Raw genomic sequence first — 11,786 nt, forward strand, 5'->3', positions numbered from 1 at the left:
GGTCGCCCGCTCGGCGTGTCAAGCTCAAGGCATGATGGCTCGATGTCATGGAGCGGGGCATTCGAGCATTCGGTTCAACTCACGCTTCGGTCTTCAACTGGCGGCTGCGAAAGCGGGCATAGCCCGTGCAGCCGGCGAACAGTGCCAGCGAGACCAGCGCTTCCAGGCTGCCTCGCATCAACTGTCCGGGCAGGCCGGCGACCATCACCCCCTGAGCGAAGTAGAGCAGGCTGACGAAAGCGAGCCAGGCGTGCCCCCTCGCGCGCCTGGCCAGGATGGAGGGCAGGAAAAGTACCAGCGGCAGCACGAAGGCCACCATCGGGCCGATGCGGCTGGCTTCGCTTTCCACCGCCACGCCTCGATAGATCATCATCAGGATCAGTATCGCATAACTGCCGATCACCAGGCGGCGACAGCGCGTCACCAACGCCACCAACCCCGCGCGTGCTTCGAGATTGTCCAGCCAGCGCTTCATGCACCCTCCTCGCCGTGGCGGTCCAGGGCAAGCGCCAGTCGCGCCAGGCGCTTGCCCTGGGCGAAGGCCAAGCGTCGCTCATGGTCATCCAGGGGGCGGTCACTGCGCTTGCCGGCCAGATGGCTGGCACCATACGGCGTGCCGCCGGCCTGGGTCTCCATCAGCTCCACTTCGCTGTAGGGCAGTCCCGCATAGACCATGCCGTGGTGCAGCAGAGGGAGCAGCATGGAGATCAGCGTGGTCTCCTGGCCGCCATGCAGGCTGGAGGTGGAAGTGAATGCCGTGGCAGGGCGGTCGATCAAGGCACCTCCCAGCCAGAGTTCGCTGGTCGTGTCGATGAAGTGCTTCAAGGGCGCAGCCATGTTGCCGAAGCGAGTCGGACTGCCGAGTGCCAGGCCAGCGCAGTGGCGAAGGTCATCGAGGCTGGCGTAGATCGCCCCTTCGGCGGGGATGTCCGGATCCACCGCTTCGCAGGTAGGCGAAACCGGGGGGACGGTGCGCAGGCGCGCCTGGATGCCGCGCACCGACTCGACACCGGCCGCGAGGCGCTCGGCCATTGCCTGGGTAGCGCCCTGGCGTGAGTAATAAAGAATCAGGATATAGGGCTGAGGAGACATGCGGGTCCCTGGGGCTGGGAGATGGAGAACGGTGTCAGTCGAGCAGGCCGAGCACGTCCTCGGGAGGACGTCCGATCACGGCGCGCAGGCCATCGTCGGCGATCGGGCGTTGCAGGAGCTTCGGGTGCGCGCGAATGGCTTTCACGACCTGGTCAGGATCGTCGAGATCGGCGTCCAGATCTTTCCATTCGGCTTCATTGGTTCGCACCAGGGCCGTACCGTCGGCATCCAGTCGTGACATCAGGGCCCGGAGCTCCTTCTCGTCGAGCGGGTCGTCCAGGTAGCGGCGAACCCGAACGTCGGCACCGCGTTCTTCGAGGAGAGCCAGGGCCTGACGGGATTTCGAGCAGCGTGGATTGTGCAGCAGGGTCAGCATGCGAGGCCTCATGTCGGATCGAATCGCGTGGCGCCATTGTAGGCCGTGGCCGCTGAGCCCCACAACATCGGGTGACCGCAGGCATATAAGCAGTGTCATCCTCAGTCGTCGCGCTTGTGCCAGGGCAGGGCGCGTTCGATGGCGCCGAGCACTGTCATGATGATCAGCGCCAGTACCGTGACCATGGCGGCCAGGGCCAGGTCCCCGACACCGGCGGCAATACCGATGGCACCGGCCAGCCAGATGGAGGCGCCGGTGGTGATGCCCTGTACGCTGGTGCCACTGCGAATGATGCTGCCGGCGCCGAGGAAACCGATGCCTCCGATCACGCCTTCGACGATGCGGGTCGGGTCGATGCGTGCCGATGAGTCTCCGCCAGTCGTGGCGTGCAGGATTTCCAGCCCGACCAGCAGAAAGGCGGCGGCGCCCAGCGCGACCAGCATGTGAGAGCGGAGGCCCGCGGGCTTGCCTCGGAATTCGCGTTCGATGCCGAGCACCAATGCCAGCCCCGCGGCAGCCGACAGGCGGGTGAGCATCTCCAGCAGTGTCAGCTCAGCTTCCATGACATTCTCCTTGCTCGTCTGGGTCGTGTTCGCGTCATTGCTGACAGGATGTCCTGTCCTATAAAGGGTGGCGTATGGAGGCCGTCTTGAGAAAAAAACGTTAATTTATACCGTTATCTTTTTTAGTGAGACATCGCAATCACCTGGCCGAAGACAGACGTCGATACACCCAGGCCTGCTGGCCGCTGGAAAGCGTGACCTTCTGACGATAATACCGGATACCGAGCCGTTCATAGCGATCGAGCCGCTCGAGCTCTTCGGCATCCACCGTCAGCAGCAGTCCGGAAACGCTACTCCCCTCGGCGGGTTTCAGGTCGAGCCCCTCGCGCCGGTAACCGGGCAATGTCACCCTTTCCGGATCTCCAGCTCGACCGTAGACGAGCCAGCGGACCGGGGCATGGCGCAGGGTGCCGTAGACGAAAAGGTGGTGTTGCCCCTTTGCCACGTCAGGCAGCGCATCCGGGCGCTCATAGGTCCAGGGGCTGAGCCAGGTCAGCCAGAACCAGCCGGCAAGGACGAAAGGCGCGAGGCACAGACTCGACAGGGCAAGGCGGCGAAAGGGCATCAGGCGCGGTCTCATCGACGGAAAAGGCATATCCTGCCACAGGGTACGGTCTGCTAGAGACCCATCATGATGCTTTGCTGGCCTGACACGGGGCGCTAGGATGAGGGACTCACCATTCGAGACGGAGGTGCCCCATGACACAACGCCAGCATGACGAAATGGACTTTCGGGCACTGGTGGGCGAGGTGCAACCCTTGCGTGGTGGCAACGACCGTGCCGATCCCGGTCGACCTCGTCGCGACCCCAGCGACGCCCAACTGGCACGGCGTGAAAGCGCCGTCGCCGAGGGCGAGGGTCGCCTGGGGCTATCGGACGATTTCGTGGACCTTGTGCCTCCTTTCGACCCACTCGAGTTTCGCCGTGACGGCATTCAACGGGGCGTGATGGAGCGCTTGCGTCACGGCGGCTATCCCGCCCAGGCCAGCCTGCATCTATTGCGCCGGCCGCTGGAAGAATGTCGCCGGGCCTTGCCCGGCTTTCTTCGCGAGGCCCGTGAACACGACCTGCGCTCGGTGTTGATCGTGCATGGTCGCGGTCGTGAGATCGACAGCCCATCCAATGTGCTGCGTTCCTATCTTGCCAAGTGGCTCGCCGCCGTGGAGGACGTGCAGGCATTCGCCTCGGCGGGGCAGCGTGATGGGGGCATCGGCGCTACCTGGGTCATGCTGCGCAAGAGTGAGCGCGCCCGAGCCGATAATCGCGAACGGCAGCAGAAGCGGCGAGGTTGAGAGACCGTAGCCGATGACACAAGGAAGCCGGCCAGGGGCCGGCTTCCTGTCTTCGAGGGACTTGCCGTTTTGGCTCGGCCGCTTGCAGCGCTTCCGAACCGGTCGTTTCAGGCGACGGCTGGTTCGCGACGGGCTTCACGCATCCGACGCCGGAACAGCGGCTCGCCAGTGTCGGTCCCGGGCTGGTAGCTGCGGCTGAAGGTATCCAGGGCGTTCAGAGCGTCCTCGACGATCTGGTCCTCGCGCAGCAGGAACGCATCGAAACCGCAGCGCGACATGTAGAACAGCTGATCGATCAACACGTCTCCCACGGCACGAATCTGACCGCCGTACCCGTAACGCTCCCGCAGCAGCCGCGCGATGCTGTAGCCCCGACCATCGGTGAACTTGGGAAAGTCGATGGCGATCAATGGTGCGTCGAGCAATTGCCTGGCAAGCTCGGGAGTGAGTTCGGTATCACTGCTCAACAGCGGGGCGACGTTCTCGCTCGGGGCCTCCAGCCACTCCGTCACGGAAACGATGACGGAGGTGTTCGCGGGGCGCTCCGCGCCCTCTTCGAGGAGCACCCAGTCGTCATGCTGGACGCGGCGATCGGCGATCAGGGTTCGATGCTGTTCAGGCATAGACATGCTCCTTGAAGGGTTTCAGGCCGATGCGACGATAGGTGTCGAGGAAGGTCTCGTCGGGCGTACGCTCGCCGACATAGACTTTCAGCAGCTTGTCGATCACGTCCGTCACGTCCTCGCGGTAGAAGGACGGACCGAGGATCTTGCCCAGGGACGATTCGTTGCCCTGGCTGCCGCCGAGCGAGATCTGATAGTACTCCTCGCCTTTCTTGTCGACGCCGAGGATGCCGATATGGCCCACGTGATGATGGCCACAGGCATTCATGCAACCCGAAATGTTCAGCTCCAGGGGCCCCAGGTCATAGAGGAAGTCCAGATTTTCGAAGCGTTCCTGGATGGACTGGGCGACCGGAATCGACTTGGCGTTGGCCAGCGAGCAGTAATCGCCGCCGGGGCAGCAGATCAGGTCGGCCAGAGTGCCCACGGTCGGGTTGGCCATGCCGAGCTCATCGAGACGCTGCCAGAGCTCTTCCATGCGATCCACCGGCACATCGGTCAGCACCAGGTTCTGCTCGTGGGTGACGCGCAGCTCGCCGTAGCCGAACTCGTCGGCCAGATCAGCCACCGCCGCCATGTCCTCGGAGGTCACGTCGCCGGGCGAGTGATCGTGACGCTTCAGTGACAGGGTCACGGCCTTGTAGCCGGCGACCTTGTGATCGGTGACGTTGTTGGTCACGAAACGGGCGAAGGCGCGATTTTCCCCTCGCAGGCGTTCGTAGGCCTCGATAGCGTCCTCGGCGACCTCGCGGCGGGGTGGGTCGACGAAGTGCTCGGCCACGGCGGATACCGCCTCCTCGGTCAGGGTCTGGGCGCCGTCCTTGAGATGGGCCCATTCCTCTTCGACACGGCGTCTGAATTCATCGATGCCCAGTGCTTTGACCAGGATCTTGATGCGTGCCTTGAACTTGTTGTCGCGGCGACCGAACTGGTTATAGACCCGCACCAGGGCTTCCAGGTAGGTGAGCAGATGGCGCCACGGCAGGTCCTCGCACATCACGCCACCGATCATCGGTGTGCGACCCAGGCCGCCGCCTGCCAATACCTTGACGCGCACCTCGCCGGCGTCGTCGCGCCAGAAGCGCAGGCCCACGTCGTGAACCTGGATGGCCGCGCGATCCTCCTCGGCACCGGTCACGGCGATCTTGAACTTGCGCGGCAGGTAGGCGAATTCCGGGTGGAAGGTCGACCACTGCCGGATCAGTTCGCACCAGGGGCGCGGGTCGACGTCTTCATCGGCGGCGATGCCGGAGAACTGGTCGGTGGTCGTGTTGCGAATATCGTTGCCGCTGGTCTGGATGGCGTGCATCTGCACGCTGGCCAGATCGGCCAGGATATCCGGCACGTCCTCGAGCTTTGGCCAGTTCAGTTGCAGATTGGTGCGCGTGGTGAAGTGGCCATAGCCGCGATCGTAGCGCGCCGCGATCTCGCCGAGCTTGCGCAGCTGGTAGGAAGCCAGCATGCCGTAGGGGATGGCGATACGCAGCATGGGGGCGTAACGCTGGATATAGAGGCCGTTCTGCACACGCAGCGGCAGGAATTCCTCATCACTGATCTTGCCCTCAAGATAACGGCGCATCTGGTCACGAAACTGAGCGACGCGCTCGTCCACGAGGGTCTGGTCATGATTGTCGTAGCGATACATTCTACGCCTTCCTACGATAGGGAAGTGGCACGGTTGCGACTAGCTTACCGGGTGATCTTTATACGAGAAAAGAATAAATATGCATAGTTTATATTCGAAATGGAATGAGGCATGACGCCTTGCCCTGTGTCCGGCTTCATGCTGACCATCCCGCAGCGTTCATCATACGCGCAGTTCGGTCCATCGGCCGCGTTGCCAGATAGCCGCGAACCAGGCGGAGTTCAGGCATCGATAGCCGAGCTGCACCCACCAGATGCCGGCCAGGCCGGCGTCTTGATGGACGCCGACCCACCAGGCCAGGGGCAGGAAGACCAGCCACTGCAGGGTCAGGGTCGTGGTCATCACGGTGCGGTTGGCCCCGGCGCCGAGCAAGGCCTGGGCAAACACCAGGGCGGCAGCATCCAGCACGATCATCAACGCCGTGAGCTGCAAGGGGAGGCGCCCCAGGGCAATGAGGTCGGCATCGTGCAGGAAGAGGCTCAGCACCGCATCGGGGAAGGCCAGCATTGGCAATGCCAGCAGCAGCAGGCATGGCAGGGCGATGCACACCACGTCCCAGCCCCAGCGATGGGCATCGCGGTAGTCCTGGCGCCCCAGGGATTGCCCTACCAGGCTCATCGCTGCCATGCCCAGGCCGACACCGGGCAGTATCAGCAGCAACGAGAGGTTCACCAATACATGGCCTACCGCCACGCTGGCAGTATCGATATGGCCGAGAATCCAGAACAGCATGGCATAGCCGGCAGCGAACCAGACCTGCTGGAAAGAGTGAGGTATGGCCAGCCGCAGGGTCGTCAGCAAGGTATCGAGATGCGGACGCGCAGCAAGAAAGCCGCTGGTCATGGCGTGGCGCAAGCTGTAGAAGGCCCAGATCGCCAGCCCTACGTACAATGACAGTGTGGTGCCGGCACCGGCACCGGCGGCACCCATGGCGGGCAGCCCCGCCAGGCCGAAGATCAGGCCGGCACTGGCCAGGCCGTTGACCAGGTGCATCGCCAGCATGATGCGCAGGTAAAGCCCGGTGCGCTGAATGCCGTTCCAGTAACCGCGAAAACAGAAAATCATGGCCACCGGGATCAGCGATACCACGCGCCAGCGGAAGTAGGCCACTGCTTCGACATTGACCGCTGGGTCCTGGCTGATCCAGGCCATCAAGCGTGGCGCCTGCCATAGACACAGCAGTGTCAGGGGCAAGGCAACGAGCAGAGCGATGATCAGTCCTGCGTTCAAGGCCTGGGCGCGGCGACCCCATGCCTGTTCACCGTGGCGACGGGCGGCCTGAGCCTGTACACCGGACGACAGCCCGAATACCACGGCGGTGATCAGGAAAATGGCATAACCCCCGATCCCGACGCCGGCCAACGGAACCTCACCCAGAGCGCCGACCATGGCGGCATCGATCAGGTTCAGCAGACTCTGACCGAGCATGCCGCCGATGATCGGCAGGGCAAGGCGCAGGATGATGCGACGCCTGTTGCCGTCGGGCAGCAACGAGGCGATCGCGGTGGCCGAACGCACAGGCGTGGTGATGCGTTCGGACATGTCAGCTCGGGTCGTAGGAGAGTACCGGCATGAGCCAGCGTTCCAGCTCGGTCAGTGTCATCGCCTTGCGCTCGGCCAGCGTCTCGACCTGGTCGCGGGTAATCTTGCCGGTGGAGAAATACTTCGACTGGGGATGCGCGAAATACCAGCCGGCCACGGCGGCCGCGGGCCACATGGCAAAGCTTTCGGTCAAGGAGAGGCCGGAGTGGGTCTCGGCATCGAGCAGGCGGAACAGCGTTGCCTTTTCCGTATGATCGGGGCAGGCGGGATAGCCGGGAGCGGGACGGATGCCTTGGTATTCCTCGGCGATCAACGCTTCGTTGTCCAGTGTCTCGTCGGGTGCATACCCCCAGTACTGCTTGCGTACCCGCTCGTGCATGTATTCGGCAAAGGCCTCGGCGAGGCGGTCGGCCAGCGCCTGGACCATGATGGCGTTGTAGTCGTCGCCGGCGGCCTTGTAGCGATTGGCGAGCTCCTCGACACCATGGCCGGCGGTGACGGCGAAGCCGCCGATCCAGTCGGGCTTGCCGCTTTCCCTGGGGGCGACGAAATCGGCCAGGCTGTAACACACCCCCTCGCGGTTCTTGGTGGTCTGCTGGCGAATGTGGTGGAGTCGTTCTATCACCTCGGTGCGCGACTCATCGGCATAGACCTCGATGACGTCGTCGTCGACGGTGTTGGCCGGCCACATGCCGATCACGCCCCGGGCCTGGATCAGCCGCTCATCGATTAACCGCTCGAGCATGGCCTGGGCGTCATCGAACAGACTGCGCGCGGCTTCGCCGACTTTCTCGTCGTCGAGGATGCGCGGATACTTGCCGGCCAGCTGCCAACTCATGAAGAAGGGCGTCCAGTCGATGCGCTCGACCAGGGGCGCCAGGTCATGGTTCTCGAAGACCTCGAGGCCGGACAGTGCCGGACGCGGGGGGGTATAGTCCTGCCAGTCGATGGCCGGCTTGCGCTGACGAGCGGCGGTGTAGTCCAGGTCAGCCGCCTTGGGCCGGCGCTTGGCGTTGCGCTCGCGAACTTTCTCGTATTCCTCGCGGATCTCGCGGACATAGGCCTCCTTGAGGCCGGGCGAGAGCAGCTTGCCGGCCACGCCCACGGCGCGAGACGCGTCGGTGACATAGATCACCGGATGCTCGTAGCCAGGCTCGATCTTGACCGCCGTATGCGCCTTGGAAGTGGTGGCGCCACCGATCAGCAACGGCAGCTCGAAGTTCTGGCGCTGCATCTCCTTGGCGACATGGACCATCTCGTCCAGCGACGGGGTGATCAGTCCGGAGAGCCCGATGATGTCGGCCTTTTCCTCGCGGGCCGTCTGTAGAATCTTCTCTGCCGGCACCATCACGCCGAGATCGATGACCTCGTAGTTGTTGCACTGAAGAACCACGCCGACGATGTTCTTGCCGATATCGTGGACATCGCCCTTGACCGTGGCCATGACGATCTTGCCCTTGGCCTGGGTATCTTCGCCCTTTTCAGCCTCGATATAGGGGATCAGGTAGGCCACGGCCTGTTTCATCACGCGGGCCGACTTGACCACCTGGGGCAGGAACATCTTGCCGGCCCCGAACAGGTCGCCGACCACATTCATGCCATCCATCAAGGGCCCCTCGATCACCTCGATGGGCCGCTCGGCCCGTTGCCGGGCCAGCTCGGTGTCGTCCTCGATATAGGCGGTAATGCCCTTGACCAGGGCATGTTCGATGCGCTTTTCGACGTCCAGGTTCCGCCATTCCAGGTCCTCCTTCCGGGAGGCGCCGCTGCCGTCGTCCTTGTACTTGTCGGCCAGGTCGAGCAGGCGTTCGGTGGCATCGTCGCGGCGATTGAGCACCACGTCCTCGACCCCCACGCGAAGCTCCTCGGGCAGGTCATCATAGACCGCCAACTGGCCGGCATTGACGATCCCCATGGTCATGCCGGCGCGAATGGCGTGGTAGAGGAATACCGAGTGGATCGCCTCGCGCACGGCATTGTTGCCACGGAAGGAGAAGGAAACGTTGGAAACGCCACCGGACACCATGGCATGGGGCAGATGCTCGCGAATCCAGCGGGTTGCCTCGATGAAGTCCACGGCATAGTTGTTGTGTTCCTCGATGCCGGTGGCGATGGCAAAGATGTTCGGGTCGAAGATGATGTCTTCGGCCGGGAAATCGATCTCGTCGACCAGCAGGCGGTAGGCACGCTGGCAGATCTCGGCTTTGCGCGCGAAGGTATCGGCCTGGCCCTGTTCGTCGAAGGCCATGACCACGATCGAGGCACCGTAGCGGCGGCACTTGGTTGCCTGCTCGCGGAAGGCGTCTTCGCCTTCCTTCAAGGAGATGGAGTTGACCACCGCCTTGCCCTGGATGCACTTCAGGCCGGCTTCGATGATCTCCCACTTGGAGGAATCGACCATGATCGGCACCCGGGCGATATCCGGTTCGCCGGCGATCAGGTTGAGAAAGCGCACCATCGCATCCTCGGACTCCAGCATGCCTTCGTCCATGTTGATGTCGATGACCTGGGCGCCGTTCTCGACCTGCTCCAGGGCCACCTCCAGGGCAGTGGTGTAGTCCTCTTCCTTGATCAAGCGCTTGAAGCGTGCCGACCCGGTGACGTTGGTGCGCTCGCCGACGTTGACGAACAACGAGTCGTGCTCGATGTTGAACGGTTCCAGACCGGACAGCCGGCAGGCTAAAGCGCGTTCGGGGAGTCGGCGCGGTGTCGTGTCGCGAATCGCTCGGTGGATGGCGGCGATGTGTTCGGGCGTCGAGCCGCAGCAGCCACCGATGATGTTGACCAGGCCACTCTCGGCGAACTCGGCGACAATGGCCGCCATCTCCTCGGGTGTCTGGTCGTATTCACCGAACTCGTTGGGCAGGCCGGCATTGGGATGCGCAGAGACAAAGGTATCGGCCTTGTTGGACAGCTCCTCGACGTACGGGCGCAGCTCTTCGGCCCCCAGGGCGCAGTTGAGGCCCACTGACAGCGGCCGGGCGTGGCGTACCGAATTCCAGAACGCCTCGGTGGTCTGGCCCGAAAGGGTGCGGCCGGAGGCATCGGTAATGGTTCCGGAGATCATGACCGGCAGTCGCTCGCCTCGCGCCTCGAACAATTCCTCGAGGGCGTAGATCGCCGCCTTGGCGTTGAGGGTGTCGAAGATCGTCTCGATCAGGATCAGGTCGCTGCCGCCCTCCACCAGTGCCTCGGCGGCTTCGCGGTAGTTGTCGCGCAACGCGTCGAACGTCACGTTGCGCATCGCCGGATCGTTGACATCCGGGGACAATGAGGCAGTGCGCGAGGTGGGGCCCAGCACACCCGCCACAAAACGGGGTACGCCGGTTTCCCGGGCCACGGTATCGCAGATGGCGCGGGCCAGCCGCGCGGATTCGCGGTTCAGCTCCGGCACTAGGTCTTCCATGCCATAGTCGGACTGGGACAGCCGGGTACTGTTGAAGGTGTTGGTCTCGACGATGTCGGCACCGGCCTCGAGATAGTCGCGGTGGATGCGCGTCACCAGGTCGGGGCAGGTCAGTGCCAGGAGATCATTGTTGCCCTTGAGGTCCGTCGGCCAATCCACGAACCGCTCGCCGCGGAACTCCTCTTCGGAGAGGCCGGCGTTCTGCAGCATGGTGCCCATGCCGCCATCCAGCATCAGGATGCGTTCGGCGAGACTGTCGGTGAGCGTCGCGAGCGAGGATACGGGAACGTCGGCCATGGGTCGGGGTGATCTCCAGCGTGAAAGCATCGGTCTTGGAAAAGCGCTGAGCAGGGCGCCGTACAAAGCAGCGATATTGCATGCGCGATCAGTGCAGTATTTTTCCTTGTTCGGCGTGGTGCGCCGGATAGGCGCCCTATGGTAGCAAAAGGTGGGGCGCGGCGGCAGGGCATCAAAGACCTAGTGAATCACTCGGGATTGTCTCGGCGCCATCGCTCGCTTACCATGAGGGAAAACACCGATTCCCGGCCCGCGTCCGTTATCCTCATCCCCGGTCGGGGCCAGACCAGTGAGAGCATCATGAGCGACAGCATCCAGATCACCGATAGTGCCCAGGACTACCTCGCCGAACTGCTGGCCAAGCAGAACGTCGAGGGAATCGCCGTGCGTATCTTCATCACCCAGCCGGGGACGCCTTACGCCGAGACCTGCCTGGCCTACTGCCGGCCTGGCGAGGAAGAGCCCAGCGATGAGCGCCTCGAACTCGAGAAGATCGCCGTCTATCTGGACAAGAACAGCGTGCCTTTCCTCGAGGAAGCCGTGGTCGATTTCAATGCCGATCGCATGGGCGGGCAGCTCACCATCAAGGCGCCCAACGCCAAGATGCCCAAGGTCAACGCTGACAGCCCCATCGAAGACCAGGTCAACTATGTGCTGTACAGCGAGATCAACCCCGGCCTGGCGGCCCATGGTGGCGAGGTGCGCCTGGTTCAGTTGACCGAGGAGCAGGTTGCCGTCCTGTCATTCGGCGGCGGTTGCCAGGGCTGTGCGGCCGTTGATATCACCCTCAAGGATGGTGTCGAGAAGACGCTGATGGAGCGTATTCCGGAGCTTTCGGGCATTCGCGACGTGACCGATCATACGGATACCACCAACGCCTACTACCGCTGAGGGCGCCGTTTGATCGAGGCGGTGTCGACAACGCCGCCTGTCTAACCTGAATTCAAGC

General features: G+C 63.4%; 11 protein-coding genes. 2 read left to right on the forward strand and 9 right to left on the reverse strand.

Features of this window, described 5'->3' with window-relative positions:
* Window positions 1–79 precede the first annotated feature (79 nt).
* From RSO41_RS03345 to RSO41_RS03365, 5 genes are all read right to left on the reverse strand, one after another.
* A complete protein-coding gene (locus tag RSO41_RS03345; protein WP_315617662.1) occupies window positions 80–475 on the reverse strand; it encodes a DUF2069 domain-containing protein in 396 nt (131 codons plus the stop codon).
* Entirely contained in the window at window positions 472–1,092 is a 621-nt protein-coding gene (gene wrbA / locus RSO41_RS03350; protein WP_315617663.1) for an NAD(P)H:quinone oxidoreductase, read from the reverse strand. The genes RSO41_RS03345 and wrbA overlap by 4 nt, the downstream gene beginning before the upstream one ends.
* A 34-nt stretch (window positions 1,093–1,126) precedes the next feature.
* The gene (locus RSO41_RS03355; protein WP_315617664.1) at window positions 1,127–1,468 is read right to left on the reverse strand and encodes an ArsC/Spx/MgsR family protein; all 342 of its coding nucleotides are present in this window, start codon (window positions 1,466–1,468) and stop codon (window positions 1,127–1,129) included.
* A gap of 101 nt (window positions 1,469–1,569) precedes the next feature.
* The gene (locus RSO41_RS03360) at window positions 1,570–2,031 is read right to left on the reverse strand and encodes an MgtC/SapB family protein (protein ID WP_315617665.1); all 462 of its coding nucleotides are present in this window, start codon (window positions 2,029–2,031) and stop codon (window positions 1,570–1,572) included.
* 139 nt (window positions 2,032–2,170) lie between these two features.
* Window positions 2,171–2,596 (reverse strand): gamma-glutamylcyclotransferase family protein, encoded by a 426-nt coding sequence (locus RSO41_RS03365; RefSeq protein ID WP_315617666.1) that lies wholly within the window; start codon window positions 2,594–2,596, stop codon window positions 2,171–2,173.
* Between the two features lie 134 nt (window positions 2,597–2,730).
* Between RSO41_RS03365 and smrA the strand changes: the two genes are divergently transcribed.
* Window positions 2,731–3,324: a DNA endonuclease SmrA gene (gene smrA, locus RSO41_RS03370; RefSeq protein WP_315617667.1), complete on the forward strand. Its 594-nt coding sequence runs from the start codon at window positions 2,731–2,733 to the stop codon at window positions 3,322–3,324.
* A 107-nt stretch (window positions 3,325–3,431) separates the two neighbouring features.
* Here the strand turns inward: smrA and RSO41_RS03375 are convergent, their stop codons facing one another.
* From RSO41_RS03375 to metH, 4 genes are all read right to left on the reverse strand, one after another.
* Window positions 3,432–3,947 (reverse strand): DUF934 domain-containing protein, encoded by a 516-nt coding sequence (locus RSO41_RS03375; protein ID WP_315617668.1) that lies wholly within the window; start codon window positions 3,945–3,947, stop codon window positions 3,432–3,434.
* On the reverse strand, window positions 3,940–5,592 hold the full coding sequence (locus tag RSO41_RS03380; RefSeq protein ID WP_315617669.1) for a nitrite/sulfite reductase: 1,653 nt from the start codon (window positions 5,590–5,592) through the stop codon (window positions 3,940–3,942). Before RSO41_RS03380 ends, RSO41_RS03375 begins: the two co-directional genes overlap by 8 nt.
* 162 nt (window positions 5,593–5,754) lie before the next feature.
* Window positions 5,755–7,134: an MATE family efflux transporter gene (locus RSO41_RS03385; RefSeq protein WP_410000312.1), complete on the reverse strand. Its 1,380-nt coding sequence runs from the start codon at window positions 7,132–7,134 to the stop codon at window positions 5,755–5,757.
* Between the two features lies 1 nt (window position 7,135).
* A complete protein-coding gene (gene metH / locus RSO41_RS03390; protein ID WP_315617670.1) occupies window positions 7,136–10,837 on the reverse strand; it encodes a methionine synthase in 3,702 nt (1,233 codons plus the stop codon).
* A 300-nt stretch (window positions 10,838–11,137) separates the two neighbouring features.
* On the opposite strand from metH, the gene nfuA reads away from it, so the two are divergent.
* Complete coding sequence (gene nfuA, locus RSO41_RS03395) at window positions 11,138–11,728, forward strand: Fe-S biogenesis protein NfuA (RefSeq protein WP_064702293.1); 591 nt, start codon at window positions 11,138–11,140, stop codon at window positions 11,726–11,728.
* Window positions 11,729–11,786: the final 58 nt, after the last annotated feature.

Origin of the sequence: Halomonas sp. I1 (assembly GCF_032334135.1) — a bacterium.
GTDB lineage: Bacteria > Pseudomonadota > Gammaproteobacteria > Pseudomonadales > Halomonadaceae > Halomonas.